22 protein-coding genes and 2 pseudogenes are annotated in these 19769 nt (G+C 60.4%); 11 read left to right on the top strand and 13 right to left on the bottom strand.

What is annotated here, in order from left to right; genetic code table 11:
• Positions 1-127: 127 nt before the first annotated feature.
• Positions 128-316 (top strand): hypothetical protein, encoded by a 189-nt coding sequence (locus FFM81_RS22000; protein WP_003572146.1) that lies wholly within the window; start codon positions 128-130, stop codon positions 314-316.
• A gap of 224 nt (positions 317-540) precedes the next feature.
• Here FFM81_RS22000 and FFM81_RS21995 read toward each other — a convergent pair whose 3' ends face one another.
• The 7 genes from FFM81_RS21995 to otsB all read right to left on the bottom strand — a co-directional run bounded on the left by FFM81_RS21995 (position 541) and on the right by otsB (position 7414).
• The gene (locus tag FFM81_RS21995; protein WP_003572144.1) at positions 541-1305 is read right to left on the bottom strand and encodes an SDR family NAD(P)-dependent oxidoreductase; all 765 of its coding nucleotides are present in this window, start codon (positions 1303-1305) and stop codon (positions 541-543) included.
• A gap of 40 nt (positions 1306-1345) precedes the next feature.
• On the bottom strand, positions 1346-2074 hold the full coding sequence (locus tag FFM81_RS21990) for an SDR family oxidoreductase (protein WP_003572143.1): 729 nt from the start codon (positions 2072-2074) through the stop codon (positions 1346-1348).
• 24 nt (positions 2075-2098) lie between these two features.
• Positions 2099-3358: a sugar ABC transporter permease gene (locus FFM81_RS21985; RefSeq protein ID WP_138384594.1), complete on the bottom strand. Its 1260-nt coding sequence runs from the start codon at positions 3356-3358 to the stop codon at positions 2099-2101.
• On the bottom strand, positions 3355-4176 hold the full coding sequence (locus FFM81_RS21980) for an ATP-binding cassette domain-containing protein (RefSeq protein WP_025417942.1): 822 nt from the start codon (positions 4174-4176) through the stop codon (positions 3355-3357). The genes FFM81_RS21985 and FFM81_RS21980 overlap by 4 nt, the downstream gene beginning before the upstream one ends.
• 69 nt (positions 4177-4245) lie before the next feature.
• A complete protein-coding gene (locus FFM81_RS21975; RefSeq protein WP_025417943.1) occupies positions 4246-5319 on the bottom strand; it encodes an ABC transporter substrate-binding protein in 1074 nt (357 codons plus the stop codon).
• A gap of 233 nt (positions 5320-5552) precedes the next feature.
• Positions 5553-6437, bottom strand: coding sequence for a helix-turn-helix domain-containing protein (locus FFM81_RS21970; RefSeq protein WP_003572137.1), 885 nt, complete (start codon positions 6435-6437; stop codon positions 5553-5555).
• Between the two features lie 197 nt (positions 6438-6634).
• Positions 6635-7414, bottom strand: a complete 780-nt coding sequence (gene otsB, locus FFM81_RS21965; protein ID WP_173883833.1) for a trehalose-phosphatase — start codon at positions 7412-7414, stop codon at positions 6635-6637.
• Between the two features lie 122 nt (positions 7415-7536).
• Between otsB and FFM81_RS21960 the strand changes: the two genes are divergently transcribed.
• Positions 7537-8622, top strand: a complete 1086-nt coding sequence (locus tag FFM81_RS21960) for an ROK family protein (RefSeq protein WP_025417945.1) — start codon at positions 7537-7539, stop codon at positions 8620-8622.
• A 775-nt stretch (positions 8623-9397) separates the two neighbouring features.
• Here FFM81_RS21960 and FFM81_RS21955 read toward each other — a convergent pair.
• Both FFM81_RS21955 and FFM81_RS21950 read right to left on the bottom strand, forming a co-directional pair.
• Positions 9398-9796 (bottom strand): annotated as a pseudogene (locus FFM81_RS21955) (PIN domain-containing protein).
• Positions 9793-10044 carry an antitoxin gene (locus FFM81_RS21950; protein WP_025417946.1) on the bottom strand — a complete coding sequence of 84 codons (252 nt, stop codon included), beginning with the start codon at positions 10042-10044 and terminating at the stop codon, positions 9793-9795. The pseudogene FFM81_RS21955 and the gene FFM81_RS21950 overlap by 4 nt, the downstream one beginning before the upstream one ends.
• A gap of 210 nt (positions 10045-10254) precedes the next feature.
• Here FFM81_RS21950 and FFM81_RS21945 point away from each other — a divergent pair, with 210 nt between their 5' ends.
• From FFM81_RS21945 to FFM81_RS21905, 9 genes and pseudogenes are all read left to right on the top strand, one after another.
• Complete coding sequence (locus FFM81_RS21945) at positions 10255-11094, top strand: transporter substrate-binding protein (protein ID WP_003572128.1); 840 nt, start codon at positions 10255-10257, stop codon at positions 11092-11094.
• Positions 11095-11225: 131 nt separating this feature from the next.
• Entirely contained in the window at positions 11226-11888 is a 663-nt protein-coding gene (locus FFM81_RS21940) for an amino acid ABC transporter permease (protein WP_003572126.1), read from the top strand.
• 4 nt (positions 11889-11892) lie between these two features.
• Positions 11893-12552 carry an amino acid ABC transporter permease gene (locus FFM81_RS21935; RefSeq protein WP_003572125.1) on the top strand — a complete coding sequence of 220 codons (660 nt, stop codon included), beginning with the start codon at positions 11893-11895 and terminating at the stop codon, positions 12550-12552.
• Positions 12553-12564: 12 nt separating this feature from the next.
• Positions 12565-13335, top strand: coding sequence for an amino acid ABC transporter ATP-binding protein (locus FFM81_RS21930; RefSeq protein ID WP_003572124.1), 771 nt, complete (start codon positions 12565-12567; stop codon positions 13333-13335).
• A gap of 293 nt (positions 13336-13628) precedes the next feature.
• On the top strand, positions 13629-14372 hold the full coding sequence (locus FFM81_RS21925) for a GntR family transcriptional regulator (protein ID WP_097533080.1): 744 nt from the start codon (positions 13629-13631) through the stop codon (positions 14370-14372).
• A 3-nt stretch (positions 14373-14375) separates the two neighbouring features.
• Positions 14376-15160, top strand: a pseudogene (locus FFM81_RS21920) (transporter substrate-binding domain-containing protein).
• Positions 15161-15237: 77 nt separating this feature from the next.
• On the top strand, positions 15238-15909 hold the full coding sequence (locus FFM81_RS21915; protein ID WP_097533022.1) for an amino acid ABC transporter permease: 672 nt from the start codon (positions 15238-15240) through the stop codon (positions 15907-15909).
• Entirely contained in the window at positions 15906-16565 is a 660-nt protein-coding gene (locus tag FFM81_RS21910; protein WP_003572120.1) for an amino acid ABC transporter permease, read from the top strand. Before FFM81_RS21915 ends, FFM81_RS21910 begins: the two co-directional genes overlap by 4 nt.
• Positions 16543-17268, top strand: coding sequence for an amino acid ABC transporter ATP-binding protein (locus FFM81_RS21905; RefSeq protein WP_097533023.1), 726 nt, complete (start codon positions 16543-16545; stop codon positions 17266-17268). The genes FFM81_RS21910 and FFM81_RS21905 overlap by 23 nt, the downstream gene beginning before the upstream one ends.
• A 98-nt stretch (positions 17269-17366) precedes the next feature.
• On the opposite strand, the gene FFM81_RS21900 is transcribed toward FFM81_RS21905, so the two are convergent.
• The 4 genes from FFM81_RS21900 to FFM81_RS21885 form a co-directional block, all read right to left on the bottom strand.
• Positions 17367-17873 carry an RES family NAD+ phosphorylase gene (locus FFM81_RS21900; protein WP_003572118.1) on the bottom strand — a complete coding sequence of 169 codons (507 nt, stop codon included), beginning with the start codon at positions 17871-17873 and terminating at the stop codon, positions 17367-17369.
• Positions 17870-18355, bottom strand: coding sequence for a type II RES/Xre toxin-antitoxin system antitoxin (gene parS / locus FFM81_RS21895; protein WP_003572115.1), 486 nt, complete (start codon positions 18353-18355; stop codon positions 17870-17872). Before parS ends, FFM81_RS21900 begins: the two co-directional genes overlap by 4 nt.
• A 182-nt stretch (positions 18356-18537) precedes the next feature.
• Positions 18538-19272, bottom strand: a complete 735-nt coding sequence (locus FFM81_RS21890) for a PspA/IM30 family protein (protein ID WP_003572113.1) — start codon at positions 19270-19272, stop codon at positions 18538-18540.
• Positions 19269-19715 (bottom strand): YjfI family protein, encoded by a 447-nt coding sequence (locus tag FFM81_RS21885; protein WP_003572110.1) that lies wholly within the window; start codon positions 19713-19715, stop codon positions 19269-19271. Before FFM81_RS21885 ends, FFM81_RS21890 begins: the two co-directional genes overlap by 4 nt.
• Positions 19716-19769: the final 54 nt, after the last annotated feature.

Raw genomic sequence — 19769 nt, 5'->3', positions numbered from 1 at the left:
GGCGGGCGCTTTCGTATATTCGCCTACGGTGTGGCTGAAGTATTCGGTCGAATGCCCTTATAATTCTTTTTAGCTAGTTCTTATAAATGCCGGGGAGGCGTAGTCTCGAAGTTCGGAGGACACGCCCTTGACCGAACACATCGAACCAAAGCAAATCGAAACGGATGATCTGACGAAAGTCTGGTCCGTCACCGAGTATTGTGCTCGCCATCGGATAGATGCCGAGGAACAGGCGCTGTTGCTTAAACTTTTCGGGCCTTTCGCGACAGCCTGCGAACTACTCCACAACGCCAAGCGCGCACCACGATTCAGATGAGCCTTTCTCTATTCCCTGATTGATCTTCTCGAAAATATAGCTGGCTGGTCGATGAGCGAGGCTGCGCCAGATATCGCTTGATTGGGTGACCCCTGCCACCCTCCTGCTGAATACGGCCGGCGCGGGAGCCGAGTTCGAAATCAACATACCCGTGTAATTCTCTTATGACTGGCCGATTCCGTGGGAGGCGACGAACCGCCCTTCCCCGACCCATCGCTTGCGTCTTACCGCGTTGTATAACCGCCATCGATGACAAGTACTTCGCCGGTGACATAACTTGCCGCCGCCGAGCAGAGAAACAAGGCGGCACCCGCCACCTCCTCCGGCTGCCCGACGCGGCCCATCGGGGTCATGCTGCGCCAGGTCGGGAACCAGTCGGGATTGTCGATGCCGCCGCGTGACAGGTCGGTCTCGATGTAGCCCGGCGCAATGGCATTGACGCGGATGTTTTCGGCGGCGACTTCGCTCGCCAGGCTCTTGGTCATCATATGAACCGCCGCCTTGGAAGAGTTGTAGGCGACCTGGTTCTGCGGAATGTTGGAGACGATACCCGATATCGAGCCGATATTGAGGATGACGCCGCCCCCCTGGCGTCGCATGGGGGCAAGTGCCGCGCGGCAGGCGCGGAAGACGGCGTCGACGTTGACGGTCATGATCTCGCGCCAGATCGCGTCGGAAAACGCGCCGCTGTCGCCATGAATAGCGACGCCGGCATTGTTGACGAGGATGTCGAGCCGGCCCGCCCGTGAGAGCGCCTCTGTGACGAGCGCGTCGGCGGCATGATCTTTGGTCAGGTCGGCGGCGATGAAATCGCAATCGACGCCGGCCTTGGCGAGCCGGTCTTCCGCAGCCGCATTGCGCGACCTTCCCGCAATGAGCACCTTAGCGCCCGCCTCGCCGAGCGCCTCGGCGATCGCAAGCCCGATGCCACGCGTGCCGCCGGTTACCAGCGCCACCTGCCCGTCCAGGCGAAATCTGTCGAAGATCATGGTGGTTTCCTTTCTGGTTTGGGAAGGCGGCAAGCGCTGATCAGATGTCGGTGCTTTGCGGCAGGATGACGAGGTCGCGGATCGTGACGTTGCGCGGGCGCGTCAGCATGAACAGCACCGCCTCGGCTACTTCCTTCGGCTCCATCAGGCCGCCGGCGGCAAGCGCCTCATCCAGCTTCTCCTGCGGCCAATCGCTCAAAAGAGCAGTGACCACGGGGCCCGGCGCGACCGCCCCGACCCGCAGGCCATGCTTTGCCACCTGGCGCCTCAGCGTATGGACGAAGGCCTGCACCGCATGTTTGGAGGCTGTGTAGATCGGCTCCCATACAACGGGAACCAGACCGGCGACGGAACTCGTCAGGATGATATCGCCGGACTTGCGTTCGACCATATGCGGCAGGACGGCATGCACCGAGCGGAAGGCGGCGTTGACGTTCAGATTGAGCATCCGATCCCAGGCGTCGGGGTCACCGCCCAGCACCTCGCCGCCGATATAGGAACCGGCATTGGCGTGGAAAATATCCAGCTGGCCTGCCTTCTCCAGGATCGCAGGCATCATGCAAGCCATGCTCTTCGGATCCATGAGATCGATGACCAGCGGAATGGCGTCTGCACCGAGCGTCGAGCAGATTTCCTTTAGCGCTTGCTCGTTGCGATCGACCAGCACGACCCGGGCGCCGGCGGCAAGCATGGTCTTGGCGCATTCCAGACCGATACCCGATGCCGCCCCGGTGACGGCCGCGACTTTTCCAGACAGATCCTGTCCCATTTTCTTCCTCTGCTTTCCTGTTGATTAGGCCCGGCCGTGCGAAATACGCGATCGGCGGGCCAGCGAGTCGACAATGACGGCGACGGCAAGGACGGCGCCGGTGATCATGTACCGAAGCGACGACGACAGATCGAGAAGCGTCAGCCCGCTGGCGATCGACTGGATGACGATGATGCCGAGAAGGGCCGAATAGGCACTGCCGCGCCCGCCGAACAGGCTGGTGCCGCCGATAACCGCCGCTGCGATGGCGTTGAGATTGACGTCACCGGTGCCGGCCTGCTGGCTTGCGGTCGCCAGCCGCGCCGCCGAAAGCACGCCCCCGGTCGCCGCAAGCAGGGCGCAGGTGACGAAGGCGCTCGCATAGATGCGCGACACATCGATGCCCGAGCGGCGGGCGGCTTCCCTGTTGCCGCCGACGGCATGCATGGAGCGCCCCCATTTCGTGCGCGTCAGCGCATAGTTCATGGCGGCGACGAGCCCGACGAAGAGGCCGAACATCCAGGGGATGCCGCGCGACTGGTTGAGATAGAAAGCAACCGCTTCCAGGGCGACCGTGATGACGACGGCACGCAGAAGCAATCCTCCGACCGATTTCGAAGATAGGCCGGCAGCCCGCCGCCGTGACGCCGTGCGGTAGCTGGAGTAAAGGAAGGCAGTGCCGGCAAGTGCGATGAGCGCATAGGCGATCGGATCCGGCATGACCATGATCTGGCCGAAATTCACCAGCCAGGAGCCATAGGTCAGATTGATCGAGCCTGTCGATCCGAGGATATAGAGCTGCAGGCCGAGAACGGCGAGAAGTCCCGACAGGGTGGAGACGAAGCTCGGCATGCCGAAGCGGTTGAAGAGGAAGGCGTAAAGCGAGCCGATCAGGGCCCCGACTGCCATGGCGGCGAGAATGGCCAGCACCACCGGCCAGCCCTGATTGATCCAGAAGACGCCGGTGAGTGCCGAGGCGAAGCCGCCGACGGAGCCGACGGACAGATCAATCTCACCGACCATCAGGATGCAGACGATGCCGAGCGAGATGACGCCGACCGTCGAGCAATCGAACAGCATGTTGACGAGATTGGCGCTGGAGAGAAACACCGGATTGAGCGCCTGGAACACCGTCCAGATGATCGCCAGGCCGACGATGACCGGCAGCGAGCCGAGGTCGCCGGAGCGGATGCGGTCCCAGAAGGCGCGGACCCATCCGGCAAGGCTTTCGTCGTGGCGCACTCTTTCGTCGCGCCGGTCGAGGAGAACAGGTGCGGCCGGTTCATTCTGCATGGTCTTCGTCATGGTCTTCCCTCCTCGTTCTCTCTGCTTTGCGCCTTGCGGCGCGTGGCGCGGCGGGAGACGGAATTGTTGGATGCGCCCGTGATCGCGCTGACGAGCTCTTCGTTGGAGGCATCGGGCATGAAGGTGCCGTTGTTGCGCCCCAGCCGAAGCACGACAATGCGGTCGGCGACGGCACGCACATCCTCCATATTGTGGCTGATCATGATGACGGCGAGACCGCGTTCACGCACGCGCTCGATCAGATCCAGCACCTCGGCGGTCTGGGCGACACCAAGCGCTGCTGTCGGTTCATCGAGCATGATCAGTTTCGGCTCGAGCAGCAGCGACCGGGCGATCGCCACGGTCTGGCGCTGGCCGCCGGAGAGCGAGGCGACGGGCTCGCGCACGCTTGGGATTCGGGCCGAAAGCTCGTTCAGCAGCTTCCAGGCGCGGATCTCCATCGCGACCTCGTCGAGCTGGAAGGGATTGAGCTCCTTGCCGAGGAAGATATTGGCGACGACGTCGAGGTTTTCGCAAAGGGCCAGATCCTGGAAGACGGTGGCAATGCCGAGGTCGAGGGCGGCACTCGGGCTCGACAGATTTGCCTGTTTTCCCTCGAACAGGATCGTGCCCGAGCTCGGCTGATGCACACCGGCCAGGATCTTGACCAGCGTCGATTTGCCGGCGCCATTGTCGCCGACGAGGGCCACGACCTCGCCGGCATGCACGTCGAGCTCGATATCGGTGAGCGCCGACACGGCCCCGAAGTTCTTCGATATTCCGCGCAGGCTGAGGACAGGCTGACGGGAGCCGTCAAGGATATGAGAGGTTTCAGACATCGCCTGGCCTTTCGGAAAAATGAAACCGGAAGCGCGACCGGTGGCCGGCCGCGCTTTCCCTTGGCTCGATTATTTGGTGATGCCGAGCTTCTTGCAGCCTTCGGCATAACGGCCGGTGCACAGTTCTTCGGCGGTGTTGATCTTCTTGTCGATGATCTCGGCCTTGAGGTTTTCGGCAGTGACGACGGCAGGGACGAAGAGCTGCGCCGGCGTGTCGTAAAGCGTCATTTCGGCCTTGATCGTTTCGCCTGCCAAGAGCTTGACGGCGACGTCGGCGGCAGCCGCGGCGACGATTTCGCTCGGTTTCGAGATCGTGTTGTACTGATCCCCCGATATGACCAGTTGCAGCGCGGCGATCGTCGCATCATTGCCAGTCACCGGTGGCACGGGATCGACACCGGCCGCCTTGAAGGCGGCGATGGCGCCGCCACCGGTGCCGTCATTTGCGGCGACGACGCCGACGATCTGTTTGCCGAAGCGGGTGATCTGGCCTGCGGCCCATTGCTGGGCATTCGCCGGCTGCCAATTCGGCGTGTCGAATTCGGCCAGCGTTTTATAGCCACCGCTGGCGAGCCCCTCATGAATGCCGTCCTTGATCAACCCGGCGGCCGCATCGGTCGGCGAACCGTTGATCTGCAGAATGCCGCCGCCATCGGTCGGCACGTTCTTCGCTTTTAGATGCTGGACGAGCGATTCCGCAATCGCCTTGCCGATCGCCTTGTTGTCGAAGGAGACATAGAAATCGGCCTTGCCTTTCGGGATCGGACGATCATAGGCGATGACTTTGACACCCTGGCTCTGGGCGAGCTGGACCAGAGAGGCGGCGGCTGCCGAATCCACCGGGTCGAGCACGATGACCTTGGCACCCTGGGTGATGGCCGAATTGAACTGCTGCTGCTGTTTGGCGATATCGGCATCGGCATTCTGGTAGATGACCTTGCACGAGGCGCAAAGCTTCTTCATTTCCGCAACGAAGCCCGGGTGATCGTGCTCTTCGTAACGGGTCGAGCCTTGGTCCGGCATGAGGAAAGCGACCGTTGCATCGGCAACGGCGGTTTGTGCAAAGGCGGACGTGCCGCCGAGCATGGACAGTGCAAATGCTGCGGCGCCTGCCGTTTTCATCGAGAATTTCATCATTTCCATCTCCTCCCATTGGAAAAATTGTGTAGCGTCATCATTGCAGTATTCTGCTGTGGCCGTTCGGCTGATCGAACCGCCACGCCTGTCCTGGCGATTTGCTGTTTTGCGGACAAGCGTCTCCCGTCACGAACCGCTCGTTGCGCGCTCGCGTACAAATCAGTGTCGGTTTGGTTCCTCCTCCTCGTCCTCCCTATCGCCGTCTTCGGCGACCTGCTTCGTATTCTCGTCCGGCTGGCTCAGGCCGCCTTCGCCACGTTGATATTGTCACCCAGCAGCCGCCGAAAGCGGGACGGCGTCATACCTTTTTCCGCCAGAAACTGCCGGTTGAAGTTGGACAGATTGTTGAAGCCGACTTCGAAGCAGATATCGGTGATCGATGCGTGGTCGTCGCTCATTAAGATCTGACAGGCGAGATTGATGCGCAGGCGTTTCACATATTGCACGAGCGACATGCCGGTGTGGCGGCGAAAGGCGCGCGAAAAGGCGCCTGTGGACTGTTCTGCAATCCTGGCGAGATCGGCTTCATCGAAGGATTTCGTCAGGTTCTCTCTTATATAGGCGAGCGCCTTGTTGATGCCGGCCGACATGTAACCGGACGGATCGGGCAGATAATTCGGGCTGGCGAGGAGCTGGGCATCCTGCGCCCGGCTGAGCAGGCCGACGATCATCATGAAGAGCTCAATGCGGCGTACGCCCTGCGCCCGCTGCACCTCGTTCATCAGCGGCGCCACCTGCCGGCTGGTTTCGGCGCCGAAGAGCACGCCGCGTCGGGAGGCTTCGAGCACCGGCTCGAAGGGGCCGAGTTCTGCCAGCACCTTCATCGTGTCACTGATGAAATTTTCGCTGAACTGGATGAGCTGGCATCGAAGTGGAATGCTCGATCCCTTCGGCACATCGCTGATCCAGTTGTGGGGAAGATTGGGGCCGGCAAGCACAAGATTGCCCGGCTCGAACTCGCCGATGAAGTCACCGACAAAATAGCGTCCGGTCGTCGCCACGACGAGATGCAGCTCGTATTCCGGATGAAAATGCCAGCGAACCGTATGATAGGGATAGCCATGCGCCTTCGTTGCGAAAGATTCGCCCGGCCTGATCTGAACGACTTCCAAGTCAGGTTCCATGTTTCCTCCTCCGAGGGCGGGTTCTAAGCCCACTGCCAAATTCCCGGTTTGGCTTAATTGTCAGGGAGTGTAGTGGGCTTGTTTCGCGCCCGCCACCACGATTCCCAGTCAAAACTGATACTTTTTTGACGATTGTCGCCGTGCATCCGGCGTGTAGACGGCAACAACACGCATCCGATATCTCGTACGGACGTATCTCAGGCGGCCAGGGCGGCAATGACGTTCCTGACCAGCGCAGCCGAGGACAGCCGGCTCGTGGCGCAGCTCGGGGCGCCGATGGCGCCGACACGCACCGAAACGCCGCCGCGTGCATTGGCGATTGCAAACATCGACTCGTCTGTCAGATCGTCGCCGATGGTGATCGGGCTGCGGTTTTTGAAAGGGTCGGCTTGGAAAAACCGCTCCAGCGCATCGCCCTTGCTCGACCGTGCCGGGCGCAGCTCAAAGACTCTCTTTCCGAGCTGCAATGCCCAATTCGGCCCGGCGAGCTCGGCATAATGATGCATGCGCTCTTCGAGTACCTTTTCATAGTCGGGCGCGAGCCGATAATGCGCGGCAACGGCCGCGCCCTTGTCCTCGATCAGGACGCCGGGATAGTGCTCGGCTTCTGCCGTCAGCGCATGCTTGAGCGCCTGAAACTCCGGTGTTGGCTCGACTGTGTGCATTCCGGCAGCACTCCTTATTTCCGCACCGTGAAGGCCCGCTGTCGGAAAGGAAAAGGGTTCGAACAATGCGTCCGCATAGGCAAGCGACCGTCCTGTAACCAGCGCCAAGGCGCCGCCTAGCTTGTTCGACAGGCGGTGAAGTTGTCCGGGAAGCGCCTCCGGGACCTCGATCGCATCCGGCGTGGGCGCGAGATTGAGCAGGGTCCCATCGATGTCGAGAAACATCGCCCAGCGCTCCGGTTCTTCCAAGACCAGTGAAAGCATTTCCTGGGTAGCGGTATCGTCCTGCACGGCATTCTCCAAACTCTGCAATCTTTGAAGCTAGGTCACCGGCCGACGAGGGCAAGTGACCTTTCGGACGCTGGAACATCCGGCGCTAGTCTGCGTTGTATCTCGCCGCCCGTTCGAGCCCTCGCGCCGTAGAAGGTACCTTGATGGCCAAAAGCAGTTCCGAGCCCCGTGATGAGGTCAAGGCCCCGTTGGCGCATGGCGCGTCAAACCTGCCATTGGTGACGGTCGACGACTACAACAACGAACTGCGTGACAAGGATGGTTTCGTTGGCGACAACGCCAACAAGAAGACTTTTCAAATGAAGCTCGACGATTGGAGGAAACGTGTCCGCAAAGTCGGAGATGACCCGATCGGCAAGACCGCGACAGCGAAGCTCTCCAAGAAAAAGATCGATGCCTTTCTGAAGGGCGACGATATGGAAGCAGCGGCATTGGTCATGGGGGCGGTGGAGGACTTCGCGCAAGACTTTGCCGATGTGATTGGAAAGTTCCTGAAGGACAAGCGCTGGCTGAAGACGGAGCGTATCGTCGTCGGCGGGGGATTCCGGCATAGCCGCTTTGGCGAGCTGACGATCGCCAGGACGATGGTCATTCTCAAGGCGGCCGGCATCGATGTCGAGATCGTACCGATCGTTCACCACCCTGATGAGGCCGGACTGATCGGCTCGGTCCACCTGATGCCACGCTGGATGTTCAAAGGCCACGAGGCGATCCTGGCCGTCGATATCGGCGGCACTAACGTTCGCGCCGGCGTCGTTAAATTCGGAAAGGACGACGTGCCGAACTTTGCGGATGCGAGTGTCTGGGAATCAACTATCTGGCGTCATGCCGACGACGAGCCAAGTCGTACCGCAACCATCGAGAGGTTGGTCGCGATGTTGCTCGAACTGATCGCCAAGGCCGAAAAGGCCAATCTCAAACCCGCTCCCATCATCGGGATCGCATGCCCCGGCATCATCAAGGCCGATGGCTCGATCGAACGAGGCGGACAGAACCTGCCCGGCGGAAACTGGGAAAGCGACAGCTTCAACCTTCCCGCCGCGCTGATGAAGGCCATTCCTGAGATCGGCGAGGACAGCACATTCGTTATGATGCACAACGACGCCGTCGTGCAGGGTTTGTCGCAGATACCTTTTATGACCGACGTGTCGCGATGGGCTGTGCTGACGATTGGCACGGGTTTGGGCAATGCGCATTTTACCAATCGCGAGACAACGAAGGCACGATAGGCTCAACTCTACCTCACGCGACGCCCACGAATGACGGACGCGGCTCGGCCAGCATCGCGGAGTACTTATGGTATAGGTAAATAGAAGGAATTTAGGCGGAAACGAACTCACCCATTCGTTCCACCAGGAAGGTTGCGTTATTAATATGGAGCCCAGGTCAAACTGGCTGGCTGCAACTCCACCACACTCCGTCATGCCAACGCGACCGAGCATAGCCACCGAATTCGCCTGGATGCGCTGTTGTGATCTTGCAGTTGATGTGATCATTAGGCCTCGGATGTCGCCTCGCCATCAGCTGCCGGCATGGGAGAGATGAAACATGCTCCCTCCCCTTCCTCCTTCGCGTCGGAAAGATGGTGATAAACGCCGACGGGCTGTTCTCGGCGGGTGCAAACTGCGCTTATCTCTGCAGCGTTACACAAGCCATGCGCAGACGAAAGATGGATGATGAACTTCAAGGGAATAAGCGCTCCGCTCAATGCCGGTCGCCTTGAGCAAATGCTCGGACTTGCCCCCTCACGCCGCGACCCAGAAACCCAGGATGCAAACGACAAGCCTTCCGGCAATGGTCCTGTCCGCGGGCCGGACGCCGAAAACCTGTATCATGCCTCCGCCTATAAATGAGAGACGGGGTGCCAGGTCTCCGCGCCCAGCTGCGGAATCCGTCTTCGGTGCGCCGGCGCCAATGCTGGGTCGCATCGAGGATGTCACGATATGTTGAAGGCCGGCCGACTTTAGCGGGTGGAGAAAACCATAGTTGTCAGCGGACAACGCGCTAAGGCTCCGGAATTGCACATGATTTTTTTGTCGAATCCGGATTGTTATCCATTTGCCAGAACGACCCGAGGGCAGATGCATGGGCGGCATCAACATGTCGTTGGCGCGGATAGGTTTGCCGGCGGCCTCCAGTTCGGCCCGGATGCCGCCGTACTCGGCATCGGCCGGCGCGTCCAGCACGAGCACGGGCACGCTGTCGAGGAGGATCGCCTCGATTTGAGCCAGAAGTTTCGCTGACCCCTTCTTGGCGCAGCCGTAGCGCAGTTCGCACGCCATGATAATTTTGACATATATTGCATTTGGCCCAACCTCGCCGATGCGTCGAGCGACGATGCCCCTCGGGTTTTCGGGCAAGTTCGGACACGATACTGGTATCCAGCATATAAAGCCTGCTCACAGGTCGATTGCCTTCGCAGGAAGCAGGGACTCGTCGACATCATCTTCAGGACAAAGTACGTCACAACCTGCCAGAACATCCTGCAGTTTCTTGCGGTGCACCGGCTCGATGGTGATCCGATCGTCGCGGTAGATCATCACGCCGTCACCGGGGAGCTCAAAGTCAGCCGCGATGCGGACGGCTTGGCTCTTGTTGTTTCGGAAAAGTTTGGCTTCGCGCGAAGGGACAGTTCCTTGACGATGCGACATCCCGCCGACTGTCAGAGCGCAGGCGGGCAATCCGCTTCGCGGCGAGGAAAATGCTGCACTGCCGAAAAAATCGCCACGTGCATCCCTGCGCGTTTTTTCAGCATGACCCATTGACAATTTGCCCTTGATGGCACTTGATACAGTATTCCAGTAAAACAGACATGCATCCATTATACTGGAATATTGAGAACCATCCATAAGGGGAACGCCATGACCATTTCCTTTCGCGCCGGCGTGATGTCGCTGGCCGCCGCCGCCCTGCTCTCCACGCCCGCACTGGCCGACGGCAGCAAGCTCGATGAAGTGCTCGCCCGCGGCCATCTCGTCCTTGGCACGGGCAGCACCAACGCGCCCTGGCACTTCAAGAGCGCCGACGACAAGCTTCAGGGCTTCGACGTCGACATGGGCCATATCATCGCCAAGGCGCTGTTCGGCGATCCTGAGAAGATCGAGTATGTGAATCAATCCTCGGACGCCCGCATCCCGAACATCACCACCGATAAGGTCGATATCACCTGCCAGTTCATGACGGTGACCGGTGAACGCGCCCAGCAGGTCGCCTTTACCATTCCTTACTATCGCGAGGGTGTCGGCCTGATGCTCAAGGCGGACGGAAAATATGGCGATTACGCCGCCCTCAAGGCAGCCGGTTCCTCCGTCACAATCTCGGTTCTCCAGAACGTCTATGCCGAGGCCATGGTGCATGCGGCATTACCGGAGGCGACCGTCGATCAGTATGATTCCGTCGACCTGATCTATCAGGCGCTGGAGTCGGGGCGCGCCGATGCCGTGGCAACCGACCAATCGTCGCTCGCCTGGTACATGACGCAGAACCCGGGCCGCTACAAAGACGCCGGCTACGGCTGGAACCCGCAGACCTATGCTTGCGCGGTCAAGCGCGGCGATCAGGACTGGCTGAACTTTGTCAACACCGCCCTGCATGAAGCCATGACCGGCGTCGAGTTCGATTTTTACGCCAAGTCCTTCAAGACCTGGTTCGGCAAGGATCTGACCCCGCCGCAGATCGGCTTTCCCGTCGAGTTCAAGTAACGGCCAGCGGAGCGGGATTGTTTCCCGCTCCGCTGCTTGCGCCGCGCGTTTTTTCAGACGCGCAAAGCACGCCGTAATATTGTGAATCTGCGCATCGTGCCCGATGCGTCAGTCCTGAAAGGGCGGCCCGCATGGGTTACACGCTGAATTTTGCTGCCGTCTGGCGCAATTTCGATTTTCTTTTGAGCGGGCTTGCACTCAGCCTCGGCCTTGCAGTGATCTCGATCCTGATCGGAGCTGTGATCGGCCTCGTCCTGGCCTTCGCGCTGACCTCCAAAAACCGCTTCGCGGTCGTGCCGGCGCGGGTCTATGTCACTGTCATCCGCAACCTGCCAATTCTCGTCCTGGTGCTTTTCGCCTTTTTTGCGCTGCCGCAGATGGGCTTGCGCCTCGACAAGATAAAAAGCTTCGTGCTCGTTCTCTCCCTCTATTCCGGCGCTTATCTGGCAGAGGTGTTCCGCGCCGGACTGTTGTCGATCCCGAGAGGATTGACGGAAGCCGGCCTCGCCATCGGCCTGACGGGGATGCAGATTCGCAGCTCCATCATCGCACCGCTGATGCTGCGCAACGTCCTGCCATCGCTATCGTCGACGATCATCTCGCTCTTCAAGGACACTTCGCTCGCCGCCGCCATCGCCGTGCCGGAACTGACCTTTGCTGCCCGCAAGATTAATGTCGAGAGTTTCCGCGTCATCGAAACCTGGATGGTCACCTCGGCCCTCTATGTCGCCACCTGTTTCCTCATCGCCGCCGTGATGCGCTTCGTCGAGCGCCGTCTGGCCCTGCCGAGATAGACCGATGTCCCACACCTTTCTCGAACAACTCTGGATCGCCCGCACCGTCATCATCAACGGCGTCGGCGTGACTGTGTCGATCTCGCTGCTGGCCATTCTCGCAGGGTCCGTCCTCGGCGTTTTCGTCGGCTTGGCGCTCGTCTATGGCGGCGTTGTCTTGCGGCTCATCGTGCGCGCCTATACCGATATTATCCGCGGCACGCCGGTGCTTGTGCTGGTGCTGGCAAGCTATTACGTCTCGGCTGCCGTCGGGCTCGATCTCGGGCCGTTTTCCGCCGGTGTGCTCGCCCTTGCGATCTTCTGCTCTTCCCATGTCGGCGAAATCGTACGCGGCGCGCTTCAGGCGATCCCTAAGGGGCAGACCGAAGCCGCAAAGGCGATCGGCCTGACCTTTACCCAGACCTTCACCTCGGTGTTATGGCCGCAGGCCATGCGGCAGTGCCTGCCAGCCTGGGTCAATACCGCGGCCGAAATGGTAAAGGCCTCGACGCTGCTCTCCGTCATCGGCGTCGCGGAGCTGCTCCTGCGCACGCAGGAGATCATCTCGCGCAATTTCATGAGCCTCCAGTTCTATTTCCTGGCCGGAGGTCTCTATTTCATCGTCAATTACGGCATCGAGCACTTCGGCAAATATGTCGAGCGCAAGACCGCCCTGCCGTCCTGAGGAGATCCCCCGATGGCCAAGACCATTCTCGACATCAAGGGTCTGCGCAAGACTTACGGCATCCACGAAGTCCTCAAAGGCGTCGATTGCGCCGTGGGGGAAGGCGAAGTCATTTCCATCATCGGCTCGTCCGGTTCGGGAAAGACCACTTTGCTGCGCTGTGTCAATATGCTGGAAGAATTCCAGGGCGGCACGATCAGCCTCGATGGTGAAGAGATCGGCTACCGCGTCGACGGCGCAACGCGGCGGCGCAAGAGCGAGAAGGAGATCGCCCGCCAGCGCGCGCTGACCGGCATGGCGTTTCAGCAGTTCAATCTCTTCCCGCATATGAGTGCCGCTGAAAACGTCATGCTCGGCCTCGTCAAGGTCAAGAAAATGACCAAGCCAGAGGCCCGCGCCATCGCGGAAAAATGGCTCGATCGGGTCGGCCTCGCCGCCCGCACAAACCACTATCCCGGCCAGCTTTCCGGCGGTCAGCAGCAGCGCGTCGCCATTGCCCGCGCCATTGCCATGTCGCCGAGGCTGATGCTGTTCGACGAAGTGACCTCGGCGCTGGACCCGGAACTGGTGGGCGAAGTGCTGCAGGTCATCAAGGGGCTTGCCGCCGACGGCATGACCATGCTGCTCGTCACCCATGAGATGCGCTTTGCCTACGAGGTCTCATCGCGCGTCATCTTCATGAACCAGGGTGTTATCTGCGAAGAGGGCGATCCGAAGGAAATGTTTGTCCGGCCGAAGACTGAACGGCTCGCGGAATTCCTCAAAACCTCGAGTTTCAACTGATGCATGTCGCCCGGAAGCGTGCAACGGTTCCAGGATAACGACCCGCACAAAGACAAAGAGCCAGAGCACATCGAGCGATCCTCGTTGCGACTGTTCAGCCATTGCAGGACATGTGATGAGACCCGAAGCGCTTCAGCGGTCGATGCTGACCCGGCTTTGCAAGACCTGCGGGGACCCCGCCTAATTTATGCTCAGACTGCATCCCCAGTGCGCAGATTCCAGGCAAGGCATTCCTAACGTCTTGGAAATTCTGAACGCAGAGTTTTGGCATGGGCTTTGCTTTGCTGTCTTGTATGCAAGATAGCCAGACATCCGAGATCATACAGAAGACCATCGAGGAAACGATCGTCTCCGGGATTCTGTCCGCCAAGATCCGGCCGGGTACCCGTCTCAGTGAAAACCAGCTGGCAACGCTCTTCGGCGTGTCTCGAACCCGCGTTCGTGAAGCCATGATGCGCCTGGAAACCCGCGGCATCGTGCATGTAAGTCCGAGGCGAGGCTGGTTTGTCGTCGAGCCGTCCGCTGAAGAGGCGATCGCGGTCTATGAAGCGCGGCGCGTCATCGAGGCCGGATTGCTGCGCAGCATGCGCGTCCTGACAGACGAGGGACAGCAAGCGCTCGACGCGCATTTGAACGATGAGAAGAGCGCGATGGCGGCGGGCGACCGCCAGCGCCTGACGTATCTGATGGGTGATTTTCACATCCGTATCGCGGAATTGAGCGGGAACGCCATCATCGTCGATATCCTTCGCGATCTGACCGCGAGGACGATCCTCATTTCGATGCTCTATCAATCCGAATTTCATGCGGCCCAGTCTCATGCCGGGCATTGCCGCATCTTCGAGGCCATGCAAGCGGGCAATTTCGTCCGCGCTGCGGAGCTCTCCGTCGAGCATCTCGACGAGGTGGAAATGGGTCTCGACCTCACGACACGCCCCGACCCGCTCTCGGAATTGCGCAATTCCCTGTCACTTCCTCCCAAGACCGCGTCCTCACCTCTCAAATCGCACAAACCACAACTTCAAAGGAGTCATTAACGCATGCTGACAAGACGAGTCTTCTTCGCACTGGCGACCCTGGCGGCAACTATCGGCTTCGGCTCCGCGTCTCACGCTGATGCTCTCGCTGACATCACGGCGCGCGGTACGCTGCGTGTCGCCGTGCCTCAGGATTTCCCGCCCTTCGGCAGCGCGGCACTGATATGGCGCCGATGGGCTACGATATCGACGTCGCCAATCTCATTGCCGAAAAGCTGGGCGTCAAGATCGAGCTCGTGCCGGTCACCAGTGCCAACCGCGTCCCCTATCTGCAGACCAACAAGGTTGACCTCGTGATATCGAGCCTCGGCAAGAACGCCGAGCGCGAAAAGGTGATCGATTTCTCCGTAGCCTACGCACCTTTCTTCAACGGCGTTTTCGCCCCCGCCGATCTTTCGGTCGCCAAGGCGGAAGATCTCGCGGGCAAGAGCATCGGCGTCACCCGCGGCGCGGTCGAGGATCTGGAGCTGACGAAGATCGCGCCCGCCGACGCAACGATCAAGCGTTACGAGGACAATAACGGCACCATCTCGGCCTTTCTTTCCGGTCAGGTCGAAACCATCGCCACCGGCAACGTCGTGGCTGCTGCGATCCTCGCCAAAAATCCTCCCAAACGCCCTGAGCTCAAATTCCTGATCAAGAACTCGCCCTGCTATATCGGTCTCAACAAGGAGCAGGCGGCCCTGCTGGAGAAAGTGAACGGCATTGTCACCGCCGCCAAGGCCGATGGTGCGTTGAACGCCATATCGCAAAAGTGGCTCGGCGCCGATCTCCCGTCGGATCTCTGAGACCCGGTCTTACGGCTGTCATCCCGCGCTCGCACGCGGGATGACGGACGCTCGTCACCGCAAGAGGGGAAAATTTCTTGAGCTACCATTTCGAATTCGGCTGGCTGCTTCAATATTACCCTGAGGTCATCAAGGGCATATTGGTCACGCTGGAGCTGATCGCGATCGGCGGAGTGCTCGGCATTTCGCTCGGCATCTTCTGCGCCTGGGTACGCGCGCTCGGGCCCCGTTGGCTGAAACCTGTCATTGCGACCTATGTCGAACTGATCCGCAACACGCCGTTCCTGATCCAGCTGTTTTTCATCTTTTTCGGTCTGCCGTCGCTCGGCCTCCAACTGCCTGAGCTGACGGCCGCCAACCTCGCGATGGTCATCAACCTCGGCGCCTATAGCTGCGAGATTATCCGCGCGGGCATCCAGGCAACCCCGAAAGGCCAGTTCGAGGCAGGCGAAAGCCTCGCCATGACGCGCTTCGAAACCTTCCGCCATGTCGTTCTCGTGCCGTCGCTGCAGCGCATCTGGCCGGCACTGTCGTCGCAGGTGGTCATCGTCATGCTCGGCTCATCGGTCGTGTCGCAGATCGCCGCCGAAGATCTGACTTTCGCCGCCAACTTCATCCAATCGCGAACCTTCCGCGCCTTCGAGGCCTATATCGTCTCGACATCAATCTATCTTGTTCTGGCAATTCTGCTTCGGCAGCTGCTGGCAGTGGTCGGCGGGTTCATCTTCCCGAGGAGAGCGGCACGATGATCACGTTCACACTCTGGGACATTCTGCGCAACCTGCTGCTTGCCACCCGCTGGACGATCCTGCTCTCGCTCGTCTCGTTCATCGGCGGCGGCGCCGTCGGACTGGGGCTGCTGTTCCTGCGCATCAGCAAGCGCAAGGCATTCAGCGTGCTTGCGAAATATTATATCGAACTCTTCCAGGGCACGCCGCTGCTGATGCAGCTGTTCATCGCCTTTTTCGGTCTTGGCCTCTTTGGAATTGACGTCCCGGCCTGGCTTGCGGCGGGATTGGCGCTCACCCTGTGGAGTGCCGCCTTTCTCGCCGAAATCTGGCGCGGCTGCGTCGAGGCGGTCGCGAAGGGTCAATGGGAAGCTTCCGCCAGCCTCGGCATGGGGCGGTTGCAGCAGATGCGCTACGTCATCCTCCCGCAGGCGCTGAGGATCGCCATACCGCCCACGGTCGGTTTCTCCGTTCAAATCGTCAAGGGTACGGCGCTGACCTCGATCATCGGCTTCGTCGAATTGTCGAAAGCCGGCACCGTGGTCACCAATGCCACTTTCCAGCCCTTCACCGTCTACGGGCTCGTTGCCCTCATCTACTTCGCCCTTTGCTGGCCTTTGTCGAAAAGCAGCCAGATCCTGGAAAGGAAGCTCAATGTCGCTCATCGCAGTCACTGAAGTCCGCAAGAGCTTCGGAAGCACGGAGGTGCTGAAAGGCATCAATCTCGATGTCGAGGCCGGCGAAGTCATCGCCATTATCGGCAGGAGCGGTTCGGGCAAATCAACCCTGCTTCGCTGCATCAACGGCCTGGAGACCATCACCGACGGTTCGATCTCCGTCGCCGGTGCGCAGCTCATCGATGACGAAGTGCATCTGAAGGCCCTGCGCCTCAAGGTCGGCATGATCTTTCAACAGTTCAACCTCTTTCCGCACCTGACGGCGGGCGGCAACGTCATGCTGTCGCAGACCGTGGTCAAGAAGACCCAGAAGGCCGAAGCCGAGGCCACCGCCCGCACAATGCTGGAGCGGGTGGGGCTCGCCCACAAGTTCGATGCCTATCCGGATGAGCTCTCGGGCGGCCAGCAGCAGCGCGTCGCCATCGCCCGTGCGCTCGCCATGCAGCCGGCAGCACTTCTTTGCGACGAGATCACCTCCGCGCTCGATCCGGAGCTGGTCGCCGAAGTGCTGGCCGTCGTGCGCGAGCTCGCCGCCGAGGGAATGACGTTGCTGATGGTCACCCACGAAATGAAGTTCGCCCGCGACGTCTGCAGCCGCGTCGTCTTCATGCATCAGGGCCGCGTCCACGAAATAGGCCGGCCGGAGGAGGTCTTCGCCAATCCGCAGACCGCAGAGCTGAAGCAGTTTCTCGGCGTCAGTTAAGGAGCGACGATGTGCTGCCGCTTATGCTGGTCCACGTCGTCGTCGGGGGTGCCATTATTTGATATTGAGATTCGAGCCCCGTTGCTGCTCCGCGACGTTCATGACGTGGGCGGATGCAGCCGCGTGTCGAGGGCAAAGGCCTCCTGAAACTTCAGCGCATAGGCGCCCATCGCGCCGCCCGCCAAAAAAATCAGGTTCCAGCTATGCCGCGAGACCGCGCTCGGGATCGCGACGAAACGGTGCTGGCGAAGCAAACCGTCTCCGAAGGCTTGCTGTCCGGCGCCGGGGATGCCCGGGTGCAGCCAGTTGGGATTGGGCACGCTTGTCGGATCGACAAGATGGATATCGCCGGCATCGGCAATGACGGCTGCCGTCATCGTATGCGCCACGGTGTCGAGCGCCCGGAACCCCTTATGGACCGCGACCTCAAGGATCGCCGTCGCGGGATCGAGCGAGCAGTAGACCGCGCGAACCCCTTTGCTGTTCCAGCGACCCCCCACCCGATAGGCGCCTTCGCCGTTATCCCATGTCGGCGCGTGGACGGCCTGATCGAGCCGCCACACGACCAGTTCGGTCCCGCCGAGTGCGATCGGCAAAAGGGTCACGCATAGACACCGTATTCTAGGCGATCGAGATGATCCTCCACAAGCTCGACACCTGCGGGTGTCCCGAGAAGATCGATCGGGCGGCGCTGCTCAAATCCGACCGCTGGACGCTCCAGCCACTGTTCGGCCTCTGCCTGTGATCCGAAGATATCCGTTGCCTTTGCGAGGATCTCAGCGAATTTCCACGCGCGGCCGCTCTGTTCCCGGCTGAGCGGCTTGGATGGCGTGTCTTTCCGCCGCTGCCATGTGCGTAAGCTCATGCCCACGGCCTTTTCAAGGGATTCGTTCTTGCCGATGACGACGAGGGTGTCGACAAGATGATCGAGCGCCGATGCAGGCAGGCCGTGCAGGAGCAGTTCATGGGCATCGAGCGCATTGGTCAGGCGACGCGATAAAATGCGCGAGCCGCCGAGTAATGCTTCGATTTTTTGCAGTTCACCGCTGCCTGCCGCTGGAGACGGTGTTTTTGCTGCGACGGCCATGATCTTTCTCCTGCGTCATCTGACGCTCTATATATGTCATGTGTCGCAATTTTTATCAAGTTGACGGGCTCCACTGGCGTGCCCGCGAAACCTGCCTTCTCGCTGCCGCGCCGAATGAGCGGGGAGCAGCGATGTTACCGCCTCAGGGTACGGCAGCCAGGGCTGCCGTACCCTGAGGATTGTCAGCTTTTGGTGCCGGTGGGCGCCGGCAGCAGGACGGGCTCGGCCGACTGTCTGGGCAGCATCAATTGGGCAAGAATATCGTCGGCCGAATGGCTCGAGCCACCAATGCCGGCTTCGCGCAATTGACGATCGAGATCGCCGCCGTTTTCCAGTGCGGCCAGTTCAGCACCGGCTTCGATGCGGCCGGCCGTAATTTCCTGGCGTTTCTTGATGCGTTCGAGACTTTCGACGGCGCTGCCGAGACGAGTGTTGATGCCCGACTGGTTATGGGCAATCGCCGATTGAGCGCGCAGCAGCGACTCGTTGGCTTTGACGTTCTCAACCTCGCGCTTCATCTGGGCAATACGACCTTCGGTGTCCTGGATCGTCCGCAGCATCTGCTGCTGGCGCGGCAGCAGCCGATCGAGTTCTTCCTGGTCGCGCTGCACTTCGGCACGGCTGGTGGCGATGCGCTGAGCGAGAGCCTGAGCGAGATCGGTGCGGCCCGCCGAGATTGCAGCGCGCGCGCTGTCGGTATCCTTGGTTTCCTTTGCGCGGTTTTCTTCAAGCCGGCGCATAACGCTCTTGTTGGACGCCATGATGCCGGCCAGATCGGAGCGCGCCCGGCGCAGCGACTGTTCGGCGTCGCGGATTTCCTGGTCGAGAATGCGCATCGACTGGTTGTCGGCGGCAGCTTCCGCTGCCTCGTTGATGCCGCCACGAATGGCGGTGAAAATCTTTCCCCAGGTGCTCATGCGGCAATCTCCCCGCTTTTCCATTCTTCGATCATGTGTGCCGCATCGACGGCATTGGCCGCCAGAATTGCCACCTCTTCGACCACCGTGTCGGCCGGCGAGTGCGCAGACAGCGAACCGAACAATTCATACCACTCCTCACTGTCGATCGTGGTGATGCCGAAGCTGGAGAGCGGCACGAATTTGTGCGTCTTGAGCACCATGCGTTCGAAGGCTTCGCGATTGGGCACGTCTTTGCACGGCAACAAAACGGCGCTGACTAGGATATCGCGCTCCCCGCTCACCGCAACGAAGACGTCGAGATCGCCTTTTTCCTTGAGAGTGACGCAGATGACGTCGCCATGCTCGGGTACGGCGACGTCCACATCGCCGAGTGCCTCCGGATCGGCGGCGAACAGACGCGTTAAGGTGGTGAGGTTCCAGGTCTCCAAAAAGTCCTCCATCAGTTAGAATTCCGAAAAATATCTGGGTATTCGATATGCCACTTAAAGGGGTGG

Origin of the sequence: Rhizobium hidalgonense (assembly GCF_005862185.2) — a bacterium.
Lineage (GTDB): Bacteria > Pseudomonadota > Alphaproteobacteria > Rhizobiales > Rhizobiaceae > Rhizobium > Rhizobium hidalgonense.
The sequence above is the reverse complement of the archived record's forward strand: the minus strand, read 5'-3'. Positions and strand labels throughout refer to the sequence as shown.